At 73.3% G+C, this 25,980-nt stretch carries 22 protein-coding genes; 15 read left to right on the plus strand and 7 right to left on the minus strand.

All coding sequences use genetic code 11. From position 1 onward, the window contains the following. Positions 1-14: 14 nt before the first annotated feature. The 3 genes from B4N89_RS34275 to B4N89_RS34285 all read left to right on the plus strand — a co-directional run bounded on the left by B4N89_RS34275 (position 15) and on the right by B4N89_RS34285 (position 2,291). Positions 15-620, plus strand: coding sequence for a TetR/AcrR family transcriptional regulator (locus tag B4N89_RS34275; RefSeq protein ID WP_078980360.1), 606 nt, complete (start codon positions 15-17; stop codon positions 618-620). 154 nt (positions 621-774) lie between these two features. Beyond that, positions 775-1,239, plus strand: coding sequence for a hypothetical protein (locus tag B4N89_RS34280; protein WP_078980361.1), 465 nt, complete (start codon positions 775-777; stop codon positions 1,237-1,239). A 134-nt stretch (positions 1,240-1,373) separates the two neighbouring features. Continuing rightward, positions 1,374-2,291 carry an aminoglycoside phosphotransferase family protein gene (locus tag B4N89_RS34285; RefSeq protein WP_078980362.1) on the plus strand — a complete coding sequence of 306 codons (918 nt, stop codon included), beginning with the start codon at positions 1,374-1,376 and terminating at the stop codon, positions 2,289-2,291. Here the strand turns inward: B4N89_RS34285 and B4N89_RS34290 are convergent. Beyond that, entirely contained in the window at positions 2,288-2,962 is a 675-nt protein-coding gene (locus B4N89_RS34290; protein ID WP_078980363.1) for an NUDIX domain-containing protein, read from the minus strand. The two genes, B4N89_RS34285 and B4N89_RS34290, sit on opposite strands and share 4 nt — an antisense overlap. A 440-nt stretch (positions 2,963-3,402) precedes the next feature. Between B4N89_RS34290 and B4N89_RS34295 the strand changes: the two genes are divergently transcribed. From B4N89_RS34295 to B4N89_RS34305, 3 genes are all read left to right on the plus strand, one after another. Next, a complete protein-coding gene (locus tag B4N89_RS34295; protein WP_078980364.1) occupies positions 3,403-3,753 on the plus strand; it encodes a YciI family protein in 351 nt (116 codons plus the stop codon). Positions 3,754-3,758: 5 nt separating this feature from the next. Next, entirely contained in the window at positions 3,759-5,138 is a 1,380-nt protein-coding gene (locus tag B4N89_RS34300) for an RNA polymerase sigma factor (protein ID WP_078980365.1), read from the plus strand. 118 nt (positions 5,139-5,256) lie between these two features. Then, entirely contained in the window at positions 5,257-6,045 is a 789-nt protein-coding gene (locus tag B4N89_RS34305) for a class I SAM-dependent methyltransferase (RefSeq protein ID WP_078980366.1), read from the plus strand. A 107-nt stretch (positions 6,046-6,152) separates the two neighbouring features. On the opposite strand, the gene B4N89_RS34310 is transcribed toward B4N89_RS34305, so the two are convergent. The 3 genes from B4N89_RS34310 to B4N89_RS34320 are packed head-to-tail and all read right to left on the minus strand — an operon-like array spanning position 6,153 to position 8,022. Continuing rightward, positions 6,153-6,878 (minus strand): YqeB family protein, encoded by a 726-nt coding sequence (locus B4N89_RS34310; protein ID WP_235619078.1) that lies wholly within the window; start codon positions 6,876-6,878, stop codon positions 6,153-6,155. Positions 6,879-6,882: 4 nt separating this feature from the next. After that, positions 6,883-7,512: a TetR/AcrR family transcriptional regulator gene (locus tag B4N89_RS34315; protein ID WP_078980367.1), complete on the minus strand. Its 630-nt coding sequence runs from the start codon at positions 7,510-7,512 to the stop codon at positions 6,883-6,885. Between the two features lie 33 nt (positions 7,513-7,545). Then, entirely contained in the window at positions 7,546-8,022 is a 477-nt protein-coding gene (locus B4N89_RS34320) for a MerR family transcriptional regulator (protein ID WP_321170735.1), read from the minus strand. An 83-nt stretch (positions 8,023-8,105) separates the two neighbouring features. Here B4N89_RS34320 and B4N89_RS34325 point away from each other — a divergent pair, with 83 nt between their 5' ends. The 4 genes from B4N89_RS34325 to B4N89_RS34340 all read left to right on the plus strand — a co-directional run bounded on the left by B4N89_RS34325 (position 8,106) and on the right by B4N89_RS34340 (position 12,540). After that, positions 8,106-9,155, plus strand: a complete 1,050-nt coding sequence (locus B4N89_RS34325) for an aldo/keto reductase (protein ID WP_078980368.1) — start codon at positions 8,106-8,108, stop codon at positions 9,153-9,155. Between the two features lie 224 nt (positions 9,156-9,379). Beyond that, a complete protein-coding gene (locus B4N89_RS34330; RefSeq protein ID WP_235619124.1) occupies positions 9,380-10,507 on the plus strand; it encodes an ABC transporter substrate-binding protein in 1,128 nt (375 codons plus the stop codon). Positions 10,508-10,657: 150 nt separating this feature from the next. Then, on the plus strand, positions 10,658-11,650 hold the full coding sequence (locus B4N89_RS34335) for a FecCD family ABC transporter permease (protein ID WP_078980369.1): 993 nt from the start codon (positions 10,658-10,660) through the stop codon (positions 11,648-11,650). A gap of 32 nt (positions 11,651-11,682) precedes the next feature. After that, positions 11,683-12,540, plus strand: a complete 858-nt coding sequence (locus tag B4N89_RS34340) for an ABC transporter ATP-binding protein (RefSeq protein WP_078980727.1) — start codon at positions 11,683-11,685, stop codon at positions 12,538-12,540. Here B4N89_RS34340 and B4N89_RS34345 read toward each other — a convergent pair. The 3 genes from B4N89_RS34345 to B4N89_RS34355 form a co-directional block, all read right to left on the minus strand. Continuing rightward, entirely contained in the window at positions 12,533-15,448 is a 2,916-nt protein-coding gene (locus B4N89_RS34345) for a poly(A) polymerase (protein ID WP_078980370.1), read from the minus strand. The genes B4N89_RS34340 and B4N89_RS34345 overlap by 8 nt on opposite strands. Then, on the minus strand, positions 15,448-17,190 hold the full coding sequence (locus tag B4N89_RS34350) for an RNA ligase family protein (RefSeq protein WP_078980371.1): 1,743 nt from the start codon (positions 17,188-17,190) through the stop codon (positions 15,448-15,450). Before B4N89_RS34350 ends, B4N89_RS34345 begins: the two co-directional genes overlap by 1 nt. Positions 17,191-17,435: 245 nt before the next feature. Beyond that, the gene (locus tag B4N89_RS34355; RefSeq protein ID WP_161500915.1) at positions 17,436-18,506 is read right to left on the minus strand and encodes a D-alanyl-D-alanine carboxypeptidase family protein; all 1,071 of its coding nucleotides are present in this window, start codon (positions 18,504-18,506) and stop codon (positions 17,436-17,438) included. A 122-nt stretch (positions 18,507-18,628) separates the two neighbouring features. Between B4N89_RS34355 and B4N89_RS34360 the strand changes: the two genes are divergently transcribed. From B4N89_RS34360 to B4N89_RS34380, 5 genes are all read left to right on the plus strand, one after another. Then, the gene (locus tag B4N89_RS34360) at positions 18,629-19,309 is read left to right on the plus strand and encodes a response regulator transcription factor (RefSeq protein WP_078980373.1); all 681 of its coding nucleotides are present in this window, start codon (positions 18,629-18,631) and stop codon (positions 19,307-19,309) included. Between the two features lie 35 nt (positions 19,310-19,344). Continuing rightward, entirely contained in the window at positions 19,345-20,826 is a 1,482-nt protein-coding gene (locus B4N89_RS34365; RefSeq protein WP_078980374.1) for an ATP-binding protein, read from the plus strand. Further along, the gene (locus B4N89_RS34370) at positions 20,823-21,485 is read left to right on the plus strand and encodes a GerMN domain-containing protein (RefSeq protein WP_143658180.1); all 663 of its coding nucleotides are present in this window, start codon (positions 20,823-20,825) and stop codon (positions 21,483-21,485) included. Before B4N89_RS34365 ends, B4N89_RS34370 begins: the two co-directional genes overlap by 4 nt. Before the next feature lie 162 nt (positions 21,486-21,647). Then, positions 21,648-23,285 (plus strand): MFS transporter, encoded by a 1,638-nt coding sequence (locus B4N89_RS34375; protein WP_201261058.1) that lies wholly within the window; start codon positions 21,648-21,650, stop codon positions 23,283-23,285. A gap of 308 nt (positions 23,286-23,593) precedes the next feature. After that, positions 23,594-25,960: an acyl-CoA dehydrogenase family protein gene (locus tag B4N89_RS34380; RefSeq protein ID WP_143658181.1), complete on the plus strand. Its 2,367-nt coding sequence runs from the start codon at positions 23,594-23,596 to the stop codon at positions 25,958-25,960. Positions 25,961-25,980 lie beyond the last annotated feature (20 nt).

Raw genomic sequence — 25,980 nt, forward strand, 5'->3', positions numbered from 1 at the left:
TTACAGTTGTCAACATGGGACGGCCACGTACGCGCGATTGGGATGAACTGCGCCGCGCACTGATCGACGCCGCCGGTCGACTGCTCGCTGCCGAGGGTCCACAGGCGCTCAGCACCCGGCGGGTCGCCCACGAGGTGGGCACTTCGACGACCGCCGTCTACAACCTCTTCCAGGACAAGGCGGGCCTGCTGCGGGCGATGTTCCTGGACGGCTTCGCGGCTCTGGAGGAGCGGTTCGCCCGGGTGCCGGTCGACGGCGACCCCGAGGCCGACCTGCTGGCCCTGGGCCACGCCTACCGCGCCGCGGCTCGGGCCAATCCGCACCGCTACGACCTGATGTTCGGCCGACCGATCGCCGAATTCCGTCCCGACGAGGCGGATCTGGCCCGGATCGGCGGCACCCACGACACGCTGCTGCGCGCCGTCGCCCGCTGTGTGGACGCCGGCCGGTTCGGGCCCGCCGACCCGGCGGACGTAGCCGCCCACATGAGCGCCCTCGTACACGGGCTGGCCAGTCTGGAACTGCGCGGCGCGCTGGGCGACGAGGAGTGCGCCGACCGCCGCTGGCGCCTGGCCCTGGAGGCCGCGTGTCGCGGCCACCACCCCGAGCCGGCCGGATAGGAGGGTCGACCCCGGGGCGGTTGCGTCCCACGTCTCGTTCCCGACGACCTCGGGTCGCACGGCGAAACCGAAGCCGAATAATCCGCTCGCCGTTGTCGGTGGGCTTGCCTACGCTCGTCCCATTACCACGCGACCTCACCTCGGGGGAACCCTCATGAGCATGCCGAATTACACCCAGGACCCGCTGGTGCGCCTCGACCGCCACCAAATCGAGTTCACCACCTACCCCGGCGACCACCACGCACTCGGTTTCGTCGCCACGCGCGCCAGGTGCTCGTGCGGTACCTGGGAGTCCAACCGCCCATGGGCACGCGCCGATCACCAGCGCGCGTTCGGTCGGCACATGGGCGACGTCCAAGTCATCGCGCACACCGTGCCCAGGGAGTACGAGCGCCTGGCCGTGGTGCCGTTGCGCTGCGTCGACGCCGAGCACGCCGCCGCCGTGGTCCGCGAGTGGCCGAAGCCACAGGACGCCGAACACGGCCTGTTCCGACGCGAGGAAACCCTCTACATCGCCTACCGGGACAGCGAGTTCCCCTGCTCCGTCGCGGTCTGGGCACACCTGCGCGGACACGTGAGCGACGTCTACGCCGGACGCATGTTGCGCGACGTGGCCTGAGCCGGCTTCCCACCGCGTTCCGTGACCGGCGGATAGGCTGCCCGACATGCGTTGACGCCTGCCCGTGCCCCGGGCACCTCCCGTGACTCCTTCGGACCCGCGTGTAACCGCATCTCACGAAGGAGACAACCGACATGACCACGTCGACACCCCTCGACGTCCCCGACACGTTCGCCGCGGCGCACGGCGGGACCGCCGCCGGTCGCGCCTGGATCGCCGCGCTGCCGACCCTGGCCGCCGATGTCATGGACCGCTGGTCCCTGCGTCCGGACGGCCCCGTCGCCCACGGCATGGCCGCCGTCGTGCTCCCGGTGACCCGCGCCGACGGTACGCCCGCCGTACTGCGGCTCCAGCAGGTCGCCGAGGACAACGCCGGCGTCGTGCCCGGCCTGCGGGCCTGGCGGGGCGAGGGCATCGTGCGCCTGCTCGACCACGACCCGGACACCGACGCCCAACTCCTCGAACGCCTCGACGCGACACGCACGTTGGCGGCGCTGCCCGACGACGCCGTCGCCATGCAGATCCTGGCCGAGTTGATGGCCCGCCTGGTCGCGGTGCCGGCGCCTCCCGGGATGCGCCGACTGGCCGACATCGCCGCGGCCATGCTCGACGAGACACCTCGCGCGGTGGCGGCGCTGGCCGACCCGGCCGAACGCCGACTCGTGCGCACCTGCGCGTCGGCCGTGGCCGAACTCGTCGACGAACCCGGCGATCGCCTGCTGCACTGGGACCTGCACTACGACAACGTCCTGGCCGGCGAGCGCGAGCCGTGGCTGGCCATCGACCCCGAACCGCTGGCCGGCGACCCCGGCTTCGACCTGTGGCCCGCGCTGGACAGCCGCCGGTCCGAGGCCCCGGCGACGGGTGACGAGGCCCGCGCGGTGTACCGCCGCTTCGACCGACTCACCGAGGTGGTCGGCCTGGACCGACAACGCGCCGTCGGCTGGACCCTCGGCCGGATCCTGCAGAACGCGCTGTGGGACGTCGAGGACGGCAACACCACCCTCGACCCCGCCCAGGTCGCGCTCGCCGAGACCCTGCTGCGCCGCTAGGACACCCCCTGCTCCCGTGCGCGGAACGGCCCGTCCAGGGCCGCCCATTGCAGCAGCATGATGGTCTTGGCGTCCGCGATCCGGCCGTCCCGGATCATCGCCAACGCCTCGGTGAACGGTAGTTCCAGGGTGTCGATGTCCTCACCCTCGGCGGCGATCCCGCCGCCGAGGCCGGCGGCCGTGCCGGGGCCGTACGGGGCGGCGAAGAAGTGCACCCGCTCGGTGACCGAACCCGGGCTCATGTAGACGTCGAAGACGTGTTCGGGCGTACCGACGACGTGTCCGGTCTCCTCGGCCGCCTCGCGGCGGATGGCCTCCTCGGGGGCGTCGCCGTCGAGGAGGCCGGCGGCGGTCTCGATCAGGAAGCCGTCCGGGTGCTCGTTGACGTAGGCGGGCAGCCGGAACTGGCGGGTCAGCAGCACCGTGCGCTGCTCCGCGTCGTAGAGCAGGATCGTGGCGCCGTCGCCCCGGTCGTAGTTCTCGCGCTGCTCGCGGCTCCAGTGGCCGTCGGCATGTCGGTAGTCGAAGGTGGTCTTGCGCAGCACATACCAGTCGCAGGACAACACCTCCACGTCGTGGATCCGCACCCTCGGGTTGCGGGTGAGGTCGCGGCCGTAGTGGTCGAGGCCGGTGCGACCGCGCCGGTCGGGGGTGTCGATGCCGTCGGTCATCGGGTGACCTTTCGTCTCGTGGAGGGGGACGGGCGTGGCGTCGCGGGTCCGGGAGCGGCGGGTCCGGGTGGGTCGGGTCGGGGCGGAGTGTCAGGATGCCGGCCGGGCTTCGCGAGGACTGCGGTGGCATTCGGGGGCAGGGGGTCGAGCGGACCACTCGTCGAGGCCGCCGTCGGCGACCACGACCGGTGGTCGCGGGAGTTGATCGCGGCACTGGCCGAACTGCCCACCCCGCGTCGGCGGTTGCGATCCGGAGATCATGGTCGTGCAGGGGGCGCGGGTGCTGGAGTGGATCGATGGGTTGGGCGGGGTGTAGGGGACGGCGAAGAAAGTTTTGTCGGTCGTGTCGATCCGGCCGCCTCTCGTTCGTCGTCTTGGTGTGCGGCGGGCAAAACGGCTGCCGGGCGGGACACCAGCGGACAAGAAACAGGAGTCGGACCATGAAATACATGTTGCTGATCCACAGCGGTGCGGTCGACGCGGAGGGTGGGGCCCCCGAGTGTGGCGTCGAGGAGTGGATGGCCTACGACAAGGAGGTCAAGGACGCGGGCATCTTCGTGTCCGGGGAGTCGTTGGCGGACCTGGTCACCGCGACCACCGTGCGGGTCGGCGAGGCCGGTGAGCGGACCGTGACCGACGGGCCGTTCGCGGAGTCCCGGGAGGTGCTGGGCGGGTTCTACGTGATCGACGTGCCGAATCTGGACGTCGCGCTGGACTGGGCCGCGCGCTGTCCCGGGGCGCGGGGCAGCGGCGCGATGGTGGTCCGGCCGATCGCCGACTTCTCGGTCTGAGCGCGATGGACGAGCGAGCCGCCGGCCCCGACGAACCCGGGAGAGCGGGCGTGGACGCCTCGGTGGAATCGGTGTTCCGCGAGGAACGGGGCCGGTTGCTTGCCTCCCTCGCGCGCCGCTTCGGGGATCTGGACCTGGCCGAGGAGGTCGCCTCGGAGGCGATCGAGGCCGCGTTGGTGCACTGGCCGGTCGACGGCGTACCGTCTCGCCCCGGCGCCTGGTTGTTGACCACCGCCCGGCGGCGGGCGGTGGACCGGCTGCGTCGGGACCGCACGTACGCCGCGCGGGTGGCCGTGTTGCAGGTGGAGGCGGACCGGGCCGATCCGGCGCCCGCGGCCGACGCCGACGGCGAGTTGCCCGACGAACGCCTCCAGCTGTTCTTCACCTGCGCGCATCCCGCCCTGCCCGCCGAGGACCGCGGGGCGCTCACGCTGCGCTGCCTGGCCGGGCTGACCACCCCCGAGGTGGCCCGCGCCTATCTGGTGCCGACCGCGACCATGGCCCAGCGGATCGTCCGGGCGAAGAAGAAGATCCGCGAGGCCCGCATCCCGTTCCGGGTGCCCGGCGTCGACGAGTTGCCGGGCCGGTTGCCGGGTGTGCTCCAGGTGCTCTACTCGATCTTCACCGAGGGGTACGCGGCCAGCTCGGGGCCGACGTTGCAGCGGTCGGACCTCGCCGAGGAGGCGATCCGGCTGGCCCGGATACTGCGCCGGCTGCTGCCCGCCGAACGGGAGCCGGCCGGGCTGCTCGGGCTGATGTTGCTGATCCACGCGCGCCGCGCGGCGCGGATCGACGCGGCGGGGGCGCTGGTGTTGTTGGCCGATCAGGACCGGGGGCGGTGGGACCGGGCGATGATCGAGGAGGGCCGGGAGCTGGTCCGGGTGGCGCTGACGGGTGGGCCGCCCGGGCGGTACGGGGTGCAGGCCGCGATCGCCGCGCTGCACGACGAGGCGGCGGATGTGACCACGACCGACTGGCCCCAGGTGGTGGCGCTGTACGACGTGTTGCTCGCGCTCACCCCGTCGCCGATCGTGGCACTGAACCGGGCGGTGGCCGTGGCGATGCGGGACGGGCCGGAAGCGGGGCTGGTGCTGCTGGACGCGCTGGCGGACGAGCCGAGGTTGCGCGGACATCATCCGTATCCGGCGGCGCGGGCGGAGTTGTTGTACCGGTGCGGGCGGTTCGCCGAGGCGGCGGTGGCCTATCGGGCGGCGTTGGAGCAGGTGGGTACGGATCCGGAACGAGCGCATTTGATGCGGGGGTTGGCGGCGGCCTCGGCGGCGGGGGCCGGGGCCGGGTCGGGCTCGGATCCCGGAGCGGGTTCCGCGTCGGGCTCGGGCTCGGGGTCGGGCTCCGCTTCGGAGGCCGGTCCGCGGGACGGGTGAGGTTCGTCGGCGCGGCTCGGGCGGGTGCCGGTGGGGCCGGCGGGATGATGGCGGCGCGGCCGGACTCGGCCGTCCCGGGCGGGTATCGCCCCGGGGGGTCGTGGCGAGGGGTGCGGACGTGGAGGATCGGGCCGAGCGGCTTGCGCGGGTGGCACGGGGCTGGGACGAGGCCGCGGAGGGGTACGAGGCCTACTTCGTGCCCCGATTCGCGCCGTGGGTACGGGCGGCGGTGACCGCGGTCGGGTCGTTGCCGGACGGGCCGATCCTGGTGCCGTGTTGCGGCACGTTTCCCGAACTCGAACTGCTGACCGAGGACTTCGGCGACCGGGAGATCGTCGGTATCGACCTCTCCCCGGGCATGGTGCGCCTGGCTCGGGAGCGGGTGGCCGGCCGGCCCGGGGTCACGGTCGTCGAAGGCGACGCCTCGACCCTGGACGCGCGGTGGTCGGGCCGGTGTGCGGCGATCGTGTCGGTGTTCGGGCTCCAGCAGTTGCCCGAGCCGGACCACGCGCTCGAATCGTGGGTCGGGGCGCTGCGTCCGGGCGGCCGGCTCGCGGTGGTCTTCTGGCCGGACGGGATCGAGGAGACCGACCCGTTCGCGCTGCTCGCCGAGGTGATCCGGACCCGGGGGCCGGCGTCCGACCGCTCCTGGGAGGAGCGCCTCTTGGCCGCGATCACCGGGCGGGGCGCGACGATCGAGCGGGACGCGGACCTGGTGTACCCGATGTCCCACCCGGACGCGGCGACCTTCTTCGACGCGTTCACCCGCTCCGGTCCGCTGCGCGCGCTGACCCTGGCCGTGGGCGAGGCGTTCATGGCCGAGCTGCGGGCGGAGTTCCTGCGCCGGGCCGCGGCGGGGGAGTGGCATCACGAGCCGCGAGCGCGGATGTTGGTGGCGCGCCGCTGAGCGGGCTTCGGGTCGGTGGAGCGACGGCGTTGCCGTCGAGGACCGTTACTGCCTGAAGGGTGTCGTCGTCGGGGCCGATCGGGGCGGGTTCGGGTGCGCGGCTCGGGTCAGGCTTCGGGTGCCTCGGGGTGGTGCGGGTGGCTGCGGCGGCGGTACTGCTGGACGCCCTTGCGGTCGCGGACGGCGACCCCTCGGGCGCGGAGATCGTCCAGGGCCTGCTCCGCCGCGCCGGGGTGTTTGTCGGCCAAGGCGCGCTTGCGGGTACGCAGCAGGGCGTGCGCGGCTTCGTCGAGGTCGGGGGTGCCGTCGACCCAGGGGGTGAAGTCCGCCTCACGCGGGTCGGTCGTACCGCGCCAGGGGTAGGCGAAGCGGTCGAAGGCGGCACGCAGGTGTTCGGCGGACAGGTCGCCGGCGCGGACCCGGATCAGTTCGGTCTCGGCGGCGTCGAGGGCGACCAGGTCCCGGCCGTCGGTGAACACGGCGTCGATCCGATCCCGACGCACCTGGAGGCCGGCGCCGTCCACGTGGATCGCGATGTGTCCGGCGGCCACCGTCACGACCGGGCTCTCCCGGTGCGCGACGGCCGCCATCCAGGCGCCGATTCCGGCGCCGAGCAGGGTCAGGGTCGGTACCGCCCACACCGTCGGCAGGCGCGCGGCCAGACGCAGCGGGGCGGGGGCCGAGCCGATCAGGTCCGACAGGGCGCGGACCAGCGGGCCCACCCCGAACCCCGCACCGAAACCGAGCAGGGCGGTGCCGACGCCGATCAGCCACAGCCACACCTGGGGCATCCGGATCGTGACGGCTTGTTTGTCGACCGCTGTCGCGTCCATGGTCCTACTTCGCCTCACTCTCTCGAGGGTTGCCTGTCGTGTCGGGATTCGGCCCCGGGGCCAGGTAGCGGGCCACGGTGCGGCGCAGGGCCGGTGTCGCGTCGCGGTCGGGGTGGGCGCCCAGGTAGACCGCGTCGACCAGGTTCCGGATCCAGGTCGCCGTCTCGACCGGGTCGAGCGCGGCGTCGATGGTGCCGTCGGCGATGCCCCGGGTGATCAGGCCGACCAGGCCCTCCTGGACCACGGCTTCGGTGCGGGCGACCACCTCGACCAGTTCGGGATCCCGGTCGACCTGGCGCAACAGTTCGACGAGGATCCCGGCCGCGTGCGGGTCCCGGGCGTCGGCGGCGAGGTCGGTGACCAGGTCGACGATCGCCCGCGCGGGGTGGGCGGTGCCGGCGTGGCGGTCCATCAGGCTGCGTGAGAGGGGCAGGTCGCGTTCGAAGACGGCCCGGAAGACGGCGCGTTTGTCGGGGAAGTAGTAGAAGACGCTCGCCGCGCTCATGCCGGCGGCCCGGGCGATGTCGGCCACGGTGGTCGCCTCGAACCCCTGTTCCGCGAAGCGCGCGGCGGCGGCGACGGCGATCGTTTCGCGGCGTTGGGCGACGCGTTCGGGGTCCGTGGTGCGGGCCACGGGATCGCCACCTTTCCATGACTGATCGGTCAGTCAGAGAATAGCACCGGGCTCGGGCTCGGGCTCGGATTCGGCGAGGTAGTCCTCGTAGACGCCGATCTTGTAGCCGATCAGGTCCATGCACTGGTGCAGTTGGGCGATCTGGCCGGCGATTCGGGTCTTGTGCTCGCGGAGGATGGCCAGGCGTTCGCGTTCGGTGCCCTCACCGGCGCGGGCCAGTTCGGTGTAATGGCGGATGGCCGGGATGGGCATGCCGGAGCCGCGCAGGACGATGCACATGTTCAGCCAGGCGATGTCGTGTTCGGCGTACCGGCGGCGTCCGCCCGGGCCGCGCCGGACCGGGTTGGCCAATATGCCCTCGCGTTCGTAGAAGCGCAGGGTGTCGATGGTCAGGCCGGTACGGGCGGCGACCTCGCCGATGCTCAGATCGCCTGCGGTGTCCCGCGCGTCGTTGCCGACGGGCTCGGCGGGCAGGTCGTCCGTGGGCTCGTTTCCGGGGTTCTTCGTCACGTGCGACAGGATGAGGCTTGACCTGGAGTCGGGTCCAGCTCATAGATTGCCGGGCACCGATCCAAGGAACAAGGAGCACGACCATGCGCTACCGCCCGCTCGGCCGCACCGGGATGCATGTCAGCGTGCAGGCGCTCGGCACGATGATGTTCGGCGCGGTGGGCAACCCCGATCACGACGACTGCGTCCGGATCGTGCACGCCGCGTTGGACCAGGGCATCAACTTCGTGGACACGGCCGACATGTACTCGGCCGGCGAAAGCGAGGAGATCGTCGGCAAGGCGCTGCGCGGTCGCCGGGACGACGTGGTGCTGGCCACCAAGGGGCACTTTCCGATGGGGGAAGGGGTCAATCGCGGCGGCAACTCGCGGCGTTGGATCCTGACCGCGGTCGAGGACAGCCTCCGTCGGCTCGGGACCGATCGCATCGACCTCTACCAGATCCACCGCCCCGACGACTCGACCGACATCGAGGAGACCCTGGCCGTCCTGACCGATCTGGTCCGGCAGGGCAAGATCCGGGCGTTCGGCTGCTCGACGTTCCCGGCCGAGGACGTGGTCGAGGCGCACCACGTGGCGGAGCGGCGTGGCCTGTACCGCTTCCGGACCGAGCAGCCGCCGTATTCGATCCTGGCCCGGGGCATCGAGGCGTCGCTGCTCCCGGTGTGCGAGCGCTTGGGCATGGGCGTACTGACCTGGGGCCCGCTCGCCTCGGGGTTCCTCACCGGCCGCTATCGCAAGGACGCGCCGATCGACCTGACCTCGGGTCGGGCCCGGCTCAATCCCGGGCGGTTCGATCCGACCCTGCCGGTGAACGCCACCAAGCTCGACATCGTCGAGCGACTGGTCGGCCTGGCCGAGGAGATCGGCTGCACGCTGCCGGAGTTGGCGGTCGCGTTCCCGACCGCGCACCCGGCGGTCACCTCGGTCGTCATCGGGCCGCGCACCATGGAGCAGGCGATGGCGGCGATCAAGGGCGCCTCGCTGGTCCTGGACGACGTGACGCTGGACCGGATCGACGAGATCGTGCCGCCGGGGACGAACGTGTACCACCCGGACGGCGCGTGGACCCATCCGGCGGTGGCCCGCAGCGTGCTGCGGCGGCGGGCGGTGGGGGAGCGGGCGGCGGGATGACGGAGCGCCGGTCCGGGCCGACCGTGTCGGCCCGGTTGCGGTGCGGGTCGGTGTGCGATCCGCCGGCCTCGTTCGTGGGTTTCGGTGCCGAAGCCGTCCTCTTCGGTGGCGAAGCCGCTCTCTGCGGGAACTTCCCGGTCGTCCCGCCCGACTGACTCCCCGGGTCCGCCTTCGCGGACCGCATGACGGTACTTCCGGGGAGCGAATCTGTGCGGGCGAGCAAGGTGTGCGGCGTGGCCGCGGTGGTGGCGTTGTTCGCGGCGGGGTGTGGCGGTGACTCCGACAAGACGGCCGAGGCGGGGTCGGGGGCGTCCGCCTCGGCGACACGGTCGGGCGACGCCGGGTCGGCCGGCTTCCCGGTGAAGGTGACCGACTGCGCCGGGGCCGAGACGACCTTCACCGCGGCGCCGAAGAAGGTGGTCACCAGCAACGCGTCGAGCCTGGAGATGTTGTTCTGGCTCGGCGCGGGGGATCGTGTGGTGGGTACCGGATTCCCGCCGGGCAGGGGCACCATGCCTGCGCCGTTCGCCGCGCAGGCCGAACGGGTCAAGGTGCTCGGCGACATGGTCATCCCGAAGGAGCAACTGCTCGCCTCGGGCGCCGACTTGTACATCGACACGTTCGCCGACATGAGCGGCATGGGGGCGATGGGCTCCGGGCCGTCGCCGAAGGAGTTCGCGGCGGCCGGGATCAAGCACATCTACCTCAAGTCCACCGCGTGTGCGAGCAAACGACCGGGTGCGCAGGAGGATCTGGCCGAGGTCGAGGCCGACATCAGGCAACTCGGCGCGGTCACCGGCACCTCGGCCCGGGCGGAGGAGTTGGTCGCGGGCATGCGGCAGACCGTCGGCACGGTTCGCGGCGCGCTCGCCGGCGTGCCGCGGGACCGACGGCCGACGTACTTCTTCTTCGACTTCGACGCCGGCACCAAGCAGCCGATCGCGGTCTGCGGCAAGCAGGTCGCCAACGCGGTGATCACCCAGGCGGGCGCGCGCAACGTGTTCGCCGACTGCGTCGGTGACTTCAAGCCGGTGTCCTGGGAGGACGTGGTCGGGAAGAACCCGGACTGGATCCAGCTCGGCGTGCGGGACAAGGGCAGCGCGGAGGCCAACACGAAGGCGTTCGACGAGGCGGAACGTTTCCTGCGCACGTTCGACGCGACGAAGGGGCTGCCGGCGGTCAGGGACGGGAAGTTCGTCCGGGTCGGGTCGGAGCGCACGACGATCGCCGGAGTGCGGAACGCGGATACGGTGCGGGAGATCGCGGGCCGGATTCATCCGGATCTGGTCAAGCCGGAGGCGGGGTCCGGGGCCGGGGCTTCGGCCTCCGCTTCCGCGCCGGCTGCGGGGTAGGCGCGGGTGCGCTCGAGGTCCGAGTCGGGCAGTCGTCGTCGTGCGGGTGAGGGTGTCGTTTCGGCGGGGCCCTCCGACTCGACCGGCTCCGGAGGTGCGGGTGGTTCGGCCGGCCCGACGCGTACCACCCGTACGGCGTGGGTCGTCGCGGTGCTGGCGGTGTTGCTGGTTGTCGCGTTGACGTCGGCGGTGTCGTTCGGGTCGGTGGACATCCCGATCGCGGAGGTGTGGTCGGTGGTCGGGCGGCGGTTGCGGGGCAAGCCGCCGGAGGCCGGTACGCGGGACCTGATCGTGTGGCAACTGCGGCTGCCGCGCGCCCTGTTGGCCGCCGTGGTGGGCGCGGGGCTGGGCCTGGTCGGCACCGCCGTGCAGGCCCTGGTGCGTAATCCGTTGGCCGATCCGTACCTGCTCGGCATCTCCTCCGGCGCCTCGCTGGGCGCGATCGCGGTGATCGTGCTGGGGGCGGGCACGGGCGGTGTGCTCGGCTGGGGCCTGTCCGCCTCGGCCTTCGCCGGTGCGCTGGCGGCCTTCGCGCTGGTGTGGGCGCTGGCCCGGCGCGGCGGCGGATTCTCCCCGCTGCGCCTGGTGTTGGCCGGGATCGGGGTGGGCCAGTTCCTGTCCGGGTTCACCAGCTTTCTGGTCCTGCAGGCGGGCGACGAACAGCAGACACGCGGCGTGCTGTTCTGGCTGATGGGCAGTCTGAGCGGAGCCCAGTGGGAGCAGTTGGCGCTGCCGACGGCCGCCGTCGGTCTCGGCCTGCTGGTGCTCCAGGCCCGTGCCCGTGCGCTGAACGCGCTCCTGATGGGCGACGAGACGGCCGCCGGGCTGGGTGTGGACGTGGCCCGGCTGCGGCGCGAACTGTTCGCGGTGACGAGTGTGTTGACCGGGGTGCTGGTCTCGGTGTCGGGGGCGATCGGCTTCGTCGGGCTGATGGTCCCGCATGTGTGCCGGTTGCTGATCGGCGGCGATCATCGTCGATTGTTGCCGGTGTCCGCGCTGTTCGGCGCCGTGTTGCTGGTTGCGGTCGACACCCTGGCCCGAACCGCGGTGAGCACTCAGGAGTTGCCGATCGGCGTGGTCACGGCCGTGATCGGTGCACCGGTGCTGCTGCTCCTGCTCGATCGACGGTTGGAGACCCGATGAGTGGTGAGGCGCCGGCGGCCGACGACGACGCGATGCGGATCACCGTCGAGGATCTGCGGGTCGTGCTGGCCGGGCGGGACATCCTGGCCGGTGTCGAACTGATCGCCGCCGCCGGGGAGATCACCGGCCTGGTCGGGCCCAACGGCAGTGGCAAGTCCACCCTGCTGCGCACGGTCTACCGCCATCTGAAGCCGCAGGGCGGCCGAGTCCTGCTGGGCGAGCGCGACCTGCGGTCGATGACCCCCGCCGCGGCGGCCCGGCACGTGGCGGCGCTGCCGCAGGAGCGGGAGAGCGACTTCGAGTTCACGGTGCGCGAGGTGGTCGCGATGGGACGCACCCCGTACCAGAAGGCATTCGCGGGCGACAGCGCCGCCGACCGTGCGGCGGTACTGATCGCGCTGGTGCAAACCGGCGTGGAGGAGCACCAGGGCCGCCGCTTCGCCACGCTGTCCGGCGGCGAACGCCAACGGGTGCTGTTGGCCCGGGCGTTGGCCCAGGAGCCGGATGTCCTGGTCCTGGACGAGCCGACCAACCACCTGGACGTACGCCATCAGGTCGAACTCCTCACCCTCCTCCGGGCCCAGGACCGCACGACACTGATCGCCCTGCACGACCTCAACGCGGCGTCCTCGGTCTGCGACCGCCTGCACGTGCTCCACGAGGGCCGGGTCCGCGCGTCGGGCACCCCGAGGGAGGTGCTGACCCCGGCCCTGCTGGCCGAGGTCTTCGGTATCAGGGCGGCCGTCCTGGATCACCCCTTGACGGGAGACCTCCTGATCGCCGTCGACCACTGGACCACGGCCCCGACGGCGGTGACGGCGGTCGCATCATCGAATCGGCGCGAAACCGGCGGGAGGGGTGGCGAGCGGGGGCGGCCGGGAATCAGGTGAGGGTCGGGATCGCGCCGCTGTCGGTGTGGGCGAGGGTGATGCCCGGGAGGGAACGGGACCAGCGATCGGTGCACTTGGTGAGGTCGGCGGCGGTGGGCGGGGTGGCGCCGAGGCCGATGGCGTAGCGGGTACCGGTGTCGAAGGGGCGGGGCCAGGCGTGGGCGTCCCGGACGCCGGCCTCCTCGAGGAATTTGAGCAACGAGCGTACGCGGCCGCGGAGTCGGCCGGTGGTCGCGGCGAACTCGTCGGGGGAGGAGGGAGGTACGGTCACGACGAGCCAGGCGGCGTGGCGGCGATGCAGCGGGGGAGGTTCGGTTGCCTCGGGCCAGGGGTCGGTGCCGTCGGACTCCGCGGCGGTCAGGATCTCCCAGGCGCGGTACAGCTCGTCGGTCAGGAGGTCGAGGCCGCCGGGGGCCACCTGTTCGGTGCAGGAGCGCACCGGGTGACTGGGTGTCAGGATCGACATCGGTGCTTCGGCGCCGGCGGTGCCGGCCGGTTCCGGGCGGGCGCCGCGGGGGGAGAGGGTCACCGGGGTGTGCCAGTCCCATGCGGCCCAGGTGGCGAAGAAGTCTCGGAGCAGTTCGTCCGAAGTGGCGTCGGGCGCGGCGTCGATGGTGGTGCGGGCGGCGAGTATCGACCAGGCCACGCCCGGGAGCCCGCCGAAGGGGGCCGAGTCCAGGCCGCGTGCGTGCGCCCAGGCTTTGACCTGCCGGGCCAGTACGGCGAACCTCGCGTGTGCCGCGCCGACCGCGCTCAGGATCGCGTCGGCGTCGGTGACCGCGCTCAGGGCGATGGCGGCCGGTTCGGCGAGTTCGGCACGGCGGTCCACCGCGTCGGCGGGCGGGATTCGTCCGGTGCCGACCAATACGAGGTCGGTGGTCATGTCGCCGAAGCTCAGGCGCAGTCCGGGCACCCGGGCGCCGACCACGGGACGGACGCTGCCGGCCTCGGGCAGGGCGGTGGTGACCCGGGCCGCCACCTCGCCGAGGTCGACCGTGCCGGGCAGGGCCAGGACGAGGTCCAGGTCTGCGTCGGGCGCGGCGCAGCCCATCCGCCGGGAGCCGACCACGGACACGACGCCCTCGTCCAACGTCCCCGCGATGCGGCGAGCGATCCGCCGTGCGCGCGCGTCCCGTTCCGGGTCGGTGGGCAGGGGCGGCCCGTGGGTGGCGGTGCTGTCGTCCGGGTGTTCCGGTAGCCATCTCAGGCTGCCCGTGCCCAGGGTCAGCACGGCCCTCGGTCGCATGGGCTCGTCGCCTCGGCGGGAGAGCAGGACCAGGGTGTCGACCCGGGCGGACGTCGGGCTCAGCCGGGCCGAGCACGTGGCCGCCGTTTGTTGGGGGTTGTCGCTGCGGCCCAGGGTCAGGTGTGGGGTGTAGGGCCTGCCGGGCGCGTGGCAGTTGGGGAAGTGGCGGGCGAAGGTTCGGTGCAGCTGCGCCCACGCGCCCTCGTCGGCCGCCGCCGGGTCCAGCCAGATGGTGGCGTCCTCGCGGTGGCCGAAGGTGTGTACACCGGACAACTCCGCCACGAAAGGCGCGATGTGCGCCGCCGCGGCGGTGAGCAGCGGGGCGGCGCGGGTGAAGGCGGCCTCCGGGACGAAGCCGAAGAGGACGTTGACGTGCGGCGGCCAGCGGTCCACCTGCGGGTCGTGGGCGCGGCGGAGGGCTTGGAGATCCGGCCACAGGTGCTTCGGGGGCAGCCAGGCCAGTGCGGTGCGTGCCGTCGGGGCCGCGTCGAGGACGGCGGTACGGGTGTCGGCGCCGGTCACCAGGTCGGCCTGGACGCCGAAGTGGTCGGAGATGTACAGGCCGTCGGGCTCGGGCTCGTCGCCGCGGAGCACCGCCGTCTCGGTGCGCCAGGTGCCGGTGCGGAGCAGGACGCGGTCCAGGCGTGCGGCGCGGCCGGTGCGGGAGCCGATGGCCGCGAGCGGGTTGACACCCGGGTCGAAGGTCGGCGTGTGGTCGTCGGGGCCGTGTACCTGCGTCCACGCGTCGGTCAGCCCGAGCGCGGCGGCGGGGCCGGTCGGGCCCGCGCTGCCGTCGTTGAAGTCGCCGACCACGACCAGGTCGTCCGGTACGCTCGCGAACCCGTCGGCGAGCGCGGCGAGTTCGACGCGGCGGCGGCCGGGCCCGTCCTGGGCGTGGTCGCTGGTCAGGTGGGTGACGGCGACGACCAGCGGCGTGGCGCCGGTGTCCACGGTGATCGCCGCCACGGCCTTGAACGGGCCCAGTACGTGCCGCCCGGCCTCGCGCACCGGCAGTCGGCTGAGCAGTACGAGTCCGCTGTCGGCGACGTCCCGGCCGGCGGGATCGGTGTCCATCGTGTACGCCGCGCGCAGCCACGGTTCGGCGGTGAGCAGCGCGATCAGGTCGGGTTCGACCTCCTGGAGCGCGATCACGTCCGCGTCGGCCGCCGCCAGCGCGGTGAGCAGGCGTGGTCGGCGGCGGGCGGTGTCGATGCGGTCGGCGTCGTAGCGGTCCCAGAGGGTGTTCCACGTCAGCACGCGGATTCGGGCCCGGGCACCGGAGTCGCCGGTTCGGGCGGTGGCGGACGCGGGGGCGGATGGTGTCGTGGGCGCGGGAGCGGGCAGCCAGCGTCCCGTGGCCGGGTCGAAGGCGTACGGTTCGCGTGCGGTGAAGAAGGGTGCGCGCAGCCGGCGCGGATCGTGTGCGCGGCCGACGGTGCAGGTGTCGATGCGGTCCACGCGTTCGGCCCGGTCCCACACCACCTCGCCGTCCGCCTCGATGCGCAACACCCGATGCCACGGGATGTCCCCGCCCGGGACGAACGCGGGCAGCGCGATGCGTTTCGGCTCGGCGCCGCGCCTGCTGACCGCCAGGACGAAGCGGGCCGGGTCGAATCGGGGATCCCAGCGCACCCGGTGGTAGATCTCCTCGCTGGTACGCATTACGCCTCCTCCGCATCCAGGGAGCCGGCGACGTCGTCGACGGTGCCGCCCGCACCGATGTACCGGGTCCGGCTCGCCTGTCCGGGGTAGGGCGGGGCGAACCGGCGTCCCTGCGCGGCGAGTACGGCCGGCGGGATCGGGTGTTCGCGCGTGGCGTTGCGAGCGGTCAGCTCGTCCTCGCCGACCAGCACGATCGTGTGTGTGGTCAGCGCGTTGCGGCGGTGCGCGATGGCGGACACCGCGGCCCGTTGTGGGCCGGTGAGCGAGGTGGCGTCCCAGACCACCGTACCGCCGGCGGCGAGCGCGGCGTCGAGGCGATCCAGGCCCTCGCGCAACACGTCGCCGTTGGCCCGCTGGTCGGCCCGGGCGCCGCGGGCCTCGCGCAGGTCGTCGAGGGCGATGTGGGCGGCGACGTCGGGGAGTCGGCGGGCGTAGGTGCTCTTGCCGCTGCCCGAGCGGCCGATCAGGTGTATCAGCCGGGGGAAGTCCCCGGACCAGTGCCGGCGGGTCGCCTCGGGCGGCATGGTCCAGCCCTTGGCGTGGGCGTCGCGCAGCTCGGCCCAGCAGCGGTCGGCCACGTCCGGCGGCAGGTCGGCGAAAGCGGCACGGGCCCGGGTACGCAGCGGCGCCAGAGGAGCCTCGTCGGTGAGGCCGGCGTCGGCGGCGAGCAGGGCCGACCACTCCACCCGCTCGGATTCCGCGGCGGCGTCCGAGCGGGTGGTGTCGGGGCCGGTGCGTGCGGTGGCCACGGCGCCGGCGACCGCGTGCAGTACGCCCAGGTCGGCGGCGGCCGCCAACCTGGCCAACCCGCGCGGGCGTTCGTCGTCCGGGAACGGGCGGCGCAGCAGGGCCTGGAGGCCGACCAGGTCGGCGATCCGGCGGGCCGCGGGCATGCCGAGCACCGATGCCGCCTCGGCGGCGAGCGCGGCGCGGGGTTCGGTGTGCAGGGCGGCGGCGAGTACGCCGGTCAGTCGGGCGTCGCCGGAGCGGCCCAGGCCGTCGATCCGGGCGCACGCGTCGGCCACCAACTCGACGGTCGCGGCATCGGGTTCGTCCCGTCCCAGCAGGCGGAGCAGGGCGGGCAGGTCGGGCGTGGCGCCGGAACGGACGTCCCAGAGCGCGGCGTTGGGGCCGAGGCCGTTGGGGGTCACGGCGGCGTGCATCCAGTGCGTATCGGTCTGCACGTGGCCGCGACGCACCCACTTGGCCACCCGGTGGCCGAACTCCGCGCGGGGGAAGCCCTCGACGGAGCGTACGACGAAGCCCTCCTGCCGCGCGGGGTCGAGCCGGATCGCGCGCAACGCGCGTTCGTCGAACACGCCGCGCCACAACACCGGCGGGGTGGGTACGCCCAGGCGGCGCAGGAAGCGCGTGCTCTCGTCCCAGCCGAGGCAGTCGTCGCCGGCCCAGACCGAGAAGCCGTAGAACCAACTCGCCAGCGTGTCGTAGCCGATCGAGTGGCGCGCGAACATGTTCTCGCCGCACACCCGCCACCCGGCCGGGATCCGTGCGCCGATCCGGCCCTGGAGTCCCTTGACCCAGGTGCGGGAGGGGTGGTGCTGCGAGTCGAGCGAGCGCGCGTGCAGCCCGTCGGCGTAGAGCGTGGTGTTCTCGCCGTCCAGCTTCTCGGTGACCACGACCTCGAGGCCGCGGAGCGCGGACAGGTCGCCCGAGCGGATGTCGTCGGCGCCGGCGCCCGGGGACCAGGGGACATGGGGGGTGCGGGGATAGTGCGTACGCATGTCCCCTCCGCTCTCGATTCCCCGCGCCCGATCCGGCCCCGAGCCTCGCGCGAGCCTCGGTCACTGTAGGAGGCGGGGCGGGGTGGGGCCATCGAATTTCGGCCGGATGCGGGCGTGGGGCGTGTGGTGCGTGGCGCCGGGTCGTGGGGCGGGGCCGTGGTGGGTGAGCGCGCGAAGGCGGGTGCTTCGCGCGCTGCCGGGCGCTGGTGTTGGCGGCTTTCGGCGGACGGCCGACGGCCGACGGCTTACGGCTTTCCGAGCGATGTGAGGAGCTTTTCGGATTCGGAGATCGCGGCGGCCGCGGTCTTGCCCCGGTGCTGGGACATGACCGCGCCGATGATCAGGTGCTTGCGGCCGTTGAGTTGGCGTTCGGCGGCGAAGACCAGGTTGGCGCCGGCGGGGGTGGTGAAGCCGGTTTTGCCGGCGACCACGCCGTCGCGGCCCAGGAGGGAGTTCCCGTTGGGCTTGGTGGCTCGGGCGGAGTCCGTGTAGGAGGGGACGCCGGCGATCGAGGCGAATCCCGGGTCGCGCATGGCCGCGCCGAACAGCTTGACCTGGTCGGCGGCGGTGCTCACGGTGGCCGGATCGAAGCCGCTGGGGTCGGTGTACGTGGTGTCCGTCATGCCCAACTCTCGTGCGGTGCGGTTCATTCGGGCCACGAACGCCGCATCGCCGCCGTCGACCCAGCGGGCGATCTCGTGGGCGATGTTGTTCGCCGACACCACCATCAGCGCCTCCAGGGCCCGGCGCTGGGTGAAGGACTCGCCCGCCGTGATCGGGGTCGTGCTCTCCGAGCGACGCAGCCGGTCGGCGGACCGGGCGGCCTCCTCGGCGGAGATGGTGAAGGACGGCCCCGAACTGCCGGCCGCGAGCGGCTTGACCTTGAGGAAGACGTAGGCCGTCATCACCTTGGCCACGCTCGCGGTCGGCGTCGGCTTGGCGGTGCCGGAGGTGAGCGGGGTGCGTACGCCGTCCACGGACAGCGCCGCCTGGCCGTCCTTGGGCCAATCGGGCTGGATCGTGAGGTCGCCGCCGGTGGCGGCGACGGTCGCGGTCACCGGCGCGGTACGCGTGGCCGGTCCGGCATCGTCCGCACAACCGGCGACCAGCGCGAGCAGTGCCCCGACGACCAGCGCGACGGGGCCGCGCAACAACCGTCGGCGGCCGGCGTGGGCGGCGCGGCGCTCGGCGCAGACGCGGAGGCCGGCGCCGGCGTCGGCGCCCGCGACGAGCGCGAGGGCGGTGGGCACGTGGGTCCCGGCCTGCGTTGGTTTCGGGGTGGCCGCCTGCGGTGTGGCGACGTCGTGAGGCTTCATGGGGTAGACCATGGCGACCTCGGATGACCGCGTTCGGCCGGGAACAAGACCGTTGTGTCACAACCCGCTCGATCGGCCGGTGGAGCGGGGTTCGGGGCGGGGGGCTGCTCGATACTGGCCCCATGGTTCGTGTGCTCTTGATCGAAGACGACCCCGCCGTGGCCGAGGGGTTGGCCCTCGGGCTGCGCCGGCAGGGCTACACCGCCCAGGTGCGGCACAGCGGCGAGGAGGGGCTGACCGGGGTGGCCGAATTCGATCCGGACCTCGTCGTGCTGGACGTGATGCTGCCCGGCATCGACGGCTTCGAGGTGTGCCGGCGGATTCGGCAGGCCGGCACACTGCCGGTGATCATGTTGACCGCGCGCGACGAGGACATGGACATCGTGGTGGGTCTGGAAGCCGGCGCCGACGACTATGTGGTCAAGCCGGTGCAGTCCCGGGTCCTGGAGGCGCGGATCCGCGCGGTACTGCGGCGCGCCGATTCGGCCACGCCCGCCGGTCGACGGGAGGTGTACGGCGACCTGACCCTGGACCGCACCGCGCTGACCGTGTCCAAGGCCGGCCGGTCCGTCCCCCTCGCCCCCTCCGAGCTGCGACTGCTGCTGGCGCTGTCCGCCGCCCCCGGCCGGGTGTTCAGCCGGGGCCAACTGCTCGAAGCGGTCTGGGAACACCCGTTCCTGGGTGACAGCCGACTGGTGGACGCGTGCGTCAAACGGCTGCGGATCAAGATCGAGGACGCGGAGCGGCCCGCCCGATACATCCAGACCGTGCGCGGCTTCGGATATCGGTTCGGCCCGCTGTGAGCGGATCAGATGCCGCGCCGCGCGGGCTGCGTGCCATGCCGCGTGCGGTACTGCGCGGGCTGCGCGGCCTGCGGGTGCGGCTGGCGGCGGCCTGTCTGCTGGTGGCCATGTTCGCCGCGCTGACGACGGCCGCGCTGACCTACCGCGAGGCGCGCGGCGCGATGTTGCAGCGGGCCCAGGACTCGACGGTGCACGCGGTACGCGACCGGGTACAGACCGTCGCGCCGTCGACGCCGTTCCCGCCCGACCAGGCCGCGCTGGAGCGGATCGCCGCGCTCGTGGACCCCCGCACCCGCAACGACCACTGGGCGGTGGCGGTGGTATTCCGGGACCTGTGGGCGACGACCAATCGCGACTTCGAGCCGAGCCGGATTCCCACCGAACTGCGGGACACCGTCACCGGGCGCACCGCGACCGCCTTCCAACGGGTGCACCGCAATGGACGCGTACTGCTCGCGGTCGGTGTGCCGATCGCGTTCAGCGGTCCGGGCCGGACCACCGCCTCCGGGGTGGAGGTCTACGTGATGACCCCCATGCAGACCCAGGTACAGGAGGAGGCCGCCCTGGTCCGCGCCGCGCGCAACGGCGCCATCCCCGCGGTGCTGGCCGCGCTGGTCCTGGCGCTGATCGTCGCGGGCGGCGTGCTGCGCCCGGTCCGGGCCCTGCAGCGGGCCACCCGGCGGCTGGCCCGGGGCCGCCTGGACACCCGGCTCCAGGTCAAGGGCGGGGACGAACTCGCGGAGCTGGCCCAGGACTTCAATCACACCGCGGCGGCGTTGGAGGAACACGACGCGCGGCTGCGCAGACTGGAGGCGCGGGCCCGGGCGTTCGCCGCCGACGTCTCGCACGAACTGCGCACCCCGTTGGCCGCGATGACCGCGGTGACCGACGTACTGGACGAGGACGCCGCGGCCGAACACCTGGACCCCGACACGGCCGCGGCGCTGCGGCTGATCTCCTCCGAGACCGGCAAGCTCACCCGGCTGGTCGACGACCTGATGGAGATCTCCCGCTTCGACGCGCGCGCCGCCGCGCTGCACGTGGACGAGTTGGACATGGCGGAGGCGGTCCGCCGCTGCCTGGCCGCGCGGGGATGGCGGGACGCGGTGGTGACCCGGCTGCCGGAGGGGATCCGAGCGGAGGTCGACCCGCGGCGGCTGGACGTGGTGGTGGCCAACCTGGTCGGCAACGCGTTGCGCCACGGTGCGCCGCCGGTGGAGGTGGCGCTGGCGGCCGAGCGGCGCGCCGACGGCGACTGGGTCGTACTCACCGTCGCCGACCGGGGCCCCGGACTCGCCGCGGAGACCCTGGATCGGGTCTTCGAGCGTTTCTTCAAGGCCGATGCGGCGCGCTCCCGTTCGTCCGGCAGTGGCCTGGGCATGGCGATCACGCTGGAGAACGTCCGGCTGCACGACGGACTCATCCGGGCGGCGAACCGGCCCGACGGAGGAGCGGAGTTCACGGTGGAACTGCCTCGCCATGCCCGCGTCGGCGCCGAAGGCCGGGAGGACGGATGAGTGTGCGGCGGATGCGGACGGGGAGCGGTCGCGGGGTCGGCCGGCTGCGGCTGCCGTTTTTGGCGGCGGTGTTGCTCGCGGTCGGGGCCGGCTGCGGGATTCCGGCCACCGGCGCGATCGAGGCGGGTCAGCCCGCCGACGGCATCATTCCGCCCGCCGACGCGAGCCATCCGAGTGGGGTGTACGTGTACATGGTCGACGCCCACCGGGTCGTTCCCGAGCTGCGCACCTCGTCCGGCGGCGACAGTCCGCAGGCCGCGATCGACCTGCTGCTCGCGGGGCCGACCCGTGAGGAGGCGCTGGTGGGTGTGAGTACGGCGATCCCGGCGGCGGCCGGCCCCGCGCGGGTGACGGTGGTCGAGGGCGGCACGCTCCGGGTCGAGTTGGCCGGCGCGAGTCCGCTCGGCGAGACGGCGCTGGAGCAGGTGATCTGTACCGCCGCGACGGCCGGCAGCCGCAACCTCCCCGGGGGCGGCTCGGGCGTGGTCTCGGTGGTCACCCCCGTCCAGCGCGCCGAGAACCGGGCGTGCCCGACGTCCCTCGTCGGGAGCTCCGGCGGCTCCGGGAGCGCACTCCCGCCTCGTCGGCCCGGCTCGGGGCCGGAGACCGCCGAGGAGGTGGCCCCCGGTCGCCTTCCGCCTGTCCCGCCGGCCGGCTGATCGAAGGGGCCGCGGCGGGCGGCGGGGATATCCGATGCTGAATCAACGCGCGTAGCTACTGTTGGGCTCGGAAAAAATAGGAGTAGGCTCCGAAATAGGAGCCCACTCTTGAAAGAGTGTCCGCTCTCATCGCGAGTCGAGCGTCGACGAGGGGGACACCGCATGGGCGCGACGGGAATGGTGGGCGCGGCGGGTACGGCGGCGGGGGCGGTCGAGGTCGGGCGGCGCAGGTGGTGGGCGTTGGCCGCGACGAGTCTGGCCATGTTGGCGGTCGGGCTGGATGGCACCGTGCTGAGTGTGGCCCTGCCGAGGTTGGCGGGGGATCTGGAGGCAACGGCCTCGGATCTGCAGTGGTTCTCGTCCTCGTACCTGCTGTTCCTGGCGGCGGCGATGTTGCCGATGGGCCTGCTCGGCGACCGTCTGGGACACAAGCGGGTGCTGGTCGCCTCGCTGTCGCTGTTCGCGCTGTCGTCGGCGGGGTGTGCGTACGCCACGACGCCCGGGTGGTTCATCGCGGCGCGGTCGGTCCTCGGGGTGGCCGGCGCGGGGATCGTGGTGATGGCGTTGTCGGCGTTGACGGTGTTGTTCCCGGTGGAGGAGCGGCCGAGGGCCGTGGGGGTGTGGTCGGCGGCGAACTTCCTTGCCCTGCCGCTGGGTCCGCTGCTCGGCGGGTGGATGCTGACGCATCTGTGGTGGGGATGGGTGTTCCTGATCAACGTGCCGGTCGCGTTGGTGGGCGTGATGGTGGTGTCGGTGTTGGTTCCGGGGGCGGGGTCGCGGGCGCGGCCGGCGTCCGAGGCCGCTGTGGGGGGCCGGTCGCGGCCGGATTCGGTCGGGGTGTTGTTGTCCACCGGTGGATTGGCGTGTGTGACGCTCGGGTTGATTCGGGCGGGGGAGTACGGCTGGGACGACGCGTGGGCCTGGGGCTCGATCGGCGGCGGCCTGGTGCTGCTCGCCGCGTTCGGGCGGTATGAGCATCGGCTCGGATGCCGGCCCGGCGCGCAACCCCTACTGGATCTGCGGGTGTTCGCGTCGAGGTCGTACACGTGGGGTGTGGTGCTGATCGGTATCGCGGTGTTCGCGAACATCGGGGTCTTGTTCACGATGCCGCAGTACTTCCAGGCGGTGCGGGGCACGGACGCGATGGGTTCGGGGGCGCGGTTGTTGCCGATCATCGGAGGGCTGGTGATCGGTGCGGTACCGGCGGATCGGGTGGCCCGGGTACTGGGGGCCAAGGTCGCGGTGGCGGTCGGGTTCGTGCTGATGGCGGCGGGGCTGCTGATGGGTGGGGCGACGGGCGCGGGGTCGAGCACGTGGTTCGTCGCGTCGTGGATGGGGCTGAGCGGGGCGGGGATGGGGTTGGCGATGGCGACGTCGACTTCCGCGGCGCTGTCGGAGGTGTCGGAGGGGCGCAGCGGGGTGGAGGCCGCGGTGTTGCAGGCGGCGAACAAGGTGGGTGCGCCGTTCGGTTCGGCGATCTTGGGCAGTGTGTCGTTGACCGGGTATCGGGATCGGCTGCGGGTGCCGGATCTGTCCGCCGCCGACCTGTACACCGCACGCTCCGGGGTGTTCGGCGGCGCCGAGGTCGCCGGCAGGGTCGGCTCGGCGCCGATGTCGGCCTCGGTGCGGGGGGCGTTCGTGCACGGGATGGATCTGGCCCTGCTCGTGTCGGGCGGCGTCGCGGTGCTCGGGTTGATCGTCGCGCTCGTGTTCATGCCGGGGGCGGGGCAGGGCCGGCGGGGGCGCCGCGGCGTGGGTGATCGGCTGTCGGGATCCCGACCGGTGGGTGTGGATGGGTGATCGGCGACCCCGGATCGGGTAGGGGGCGCTCGGACCCGGGGTAAGGGCCGGGTCAGGGGTTCCCCCGGTCGTGGTCGGGTTCATACGCTGGCCGAGCCAACCGGTTGACCGCCGGGTCGTCGTGCCCAGCGACGGCCCGGCAAGCTCCGACCGGAGCGCGGGGGGTCGCGTCGGTCACCGGAGGGGATCCGGGAGCGCCGTAGCGCCGGGTCATCGTACGCACCGGATCATCGTCCGCGAACTCCCGTCGAGTCGGCGGGGGTTCACGGGTGTGCGGTCCTGGGGCCAGCGCCGAGGGGAGCCGCGCCATGCATGTGTCGCACCGGGACGGGTTCGAGGGGTTTGCCGGGGACGAGGGGCCGGCGGGGGGTGGGGTGTTCGGCGAGGCCGAGGGCCATGCCGGGGACGAGGGGTTCGCCGAGGTCGCGGCGGGGCTGGTCGCCCGGTACTGGGGAGGGGCCGCCGCCGCGCCGACGGGGGATCTGGATCGGTTGTGGGAAATGGGCGCCGGGCACGGCTGGTTCGACCTCGGGCGCGAGGACGATCTCGCCGCCTCGATCACGCTGGCCCGGGTGCTCGGTCGGGCCGCGTGTCCGTTGCCGGTGACGGCGGGATTCGTCGCGGCACGGTTGTTCGCCGAACATGTCGGGCTGGCCACGGCGATCGGGGACGGCGGCATTCGGGTGGCGACGGCGTTGCCGGGTGATCCGGGGATGCCGGGGGCCGGTTGCCTGGTCGAGGCGGGCGACGTGGTCGGCCACGTTCTGCACCTGCCGCCCGGCGGGGGGCCGATGGGGCTGTATCGGATCGAGGCGGTCGACCCGGTCGAGGACGTGGCGGCGCCGGGGTGGACCCGGGCCCGCCTCGGCTCGGCGCTGGCCTGCCTCGAACTCTCCGCCGCCGACGCCGATCGCGCGGTGACGGTGCTGCGGCTCGGCTGGGCCGCCCGGGCGCTCGGCGCCGCGGAACGGGCGGCGGGGTCGGCGCTCGCGCACGCCAGGGTGCGTACGCGGGCCGGCGAGCCGGTGGGCGCGTTCGCCGCGATGCGGCAGCGGGCCGATCGGATGGAACTGGAGGCGGGCGATCTGCTGATCGCCGATGCGGTGCGGCGCTATGCGGAGGGGGCGGACGATTGGGCGATCGCGGCCGAACTGGCCGTCGCGCAGATCCGGCGGGTCGCGCCGCGTGTGCGGTTCGGCGCGCACCATGAGCCTGCCGTGGCCGGCTGCTCCGACGAACACGAGACGCCGTGGTTGTTCCATCGCGTACGGGCCGACCTGGCCTGCCTGCGCGCATTCGCGGCACCCGGCGGGGACGCGGCGGATCGGCTGCTGGAGGAGGCCCCGGACGCCGCCGCGCACGGGACCGGTGTGCGCCCGTCCGCCCTGCCCGACCCGTGGCTGGGCCCTGACGGCGAGGCCGTGCGAGAGGCGTGCCGAAAGGTGGCGGCGAGGCGGTGGGGAGCGACGACGCCGGATTCGGCGTCGGGGTCGGAGGGGTCGCCGGACGCCGAGCCGGAGCCGGAGCCGGAGCCGGAATCGGAGCGGGAGGATGGCCGTTTCCTCGCTGCCTCGGTGGGTGGTGACGGCGTCGATGATCCCGTGGTCGTGGCCGAGGCCGCCGGGCTCGGGTGGTTTGCGCTCGGGTGGTCGGGCGAGGGCAGCGGAACCGCCGCCGAGCGGTTCGCGCTTCGGCAGGAGGTCTGCCGGCACCGGTTGCCGATCCTGGACGCGCTGACCACCGCGACCGTGTTCGGCCCGGCGATCGCGCGGTACGGCTCGACGGAGCAGCGGGCGCGGCTGTTGCCCGCGTTGCGGGAGGGCACGATGCGGATCGCGTTGGGATACCGGTGGTCCGAGGCCGACTTCGATCCGGCCGCGGTGCGGGCGAGTGCGGTCCGTACCGGTGCCGGTGAGCGGGACGACTGGATCCTCACGGGTGCGCGGATCTGGACGGCCGACGCGCATCGCGCCGATCGGATGTGGCTGGTGGCCCGTACCGACGCCGATGTCGAGTCGGCGCGTGCCGGGCTCACCGTTTTCCTGGTGCCCACCGACGCGCCGGGCGTGGTGCTGCGACCGCATCGTACACCGGCGGGCGAGAGCGGATGCATTGTGCTGCTCGACGAGGTCCGGGTGTCGGACTCGGCCAGGATCGGTGCCGTGGGCGGTGGTTGGGCGCCGGTCGCCGAGACGTTCGCCGCCGAGCCGATCCTGCTCGGCGACGTGGCGGCCACGTTGCATCGTCGCCTGACGGACGTGATCGCACTGCTGCGTGCGGGTGCCGGGCCGCGGCCCGCGGCGGGAGCCCGTGGCTCGGCGGCCCGAGCCGCGTTGGCCGAACTGGCCGTGCGGACCCAGGCCGTGCGGCTCCTGGCCACCGCTGCGGCGGTACCCGCGCCGGGCGGCCCGGCGGAGCATCCGCGTCCGCACGCCTCGGCGGCTCGGGTGCTCGGTGCCGAACTGGCCGCCGACTTCGGCCCGATCGGCCTCGAACTCCTCGGGCCCGCGGCGGTCCTGGGCACCGGCGCCCCGGGCGCACCGGGAGCCGGAGGCTTCGAGCCGGAACTGTGGCCCGCCCCGTCCCACACCCCCGCGGGCGACACCGACGACCTGCGTCACGACCTGCACCACGACCGACCGGCCCACTCCTTCGGCCTACCGGCCCGCCTCTGACGTCGCGCGCGCCACGTCGT

This window comes from Embleya scabrispora (assembly GCF_002024165.1).
In the GTDB taxonomy this organism is placed as follows: domain Bacteria; phylum Actinomycetota; class Actinomycetes; order Streptomycetales; family Streptomycetaceae; genus Embleya; species Embleya scabrispora_A.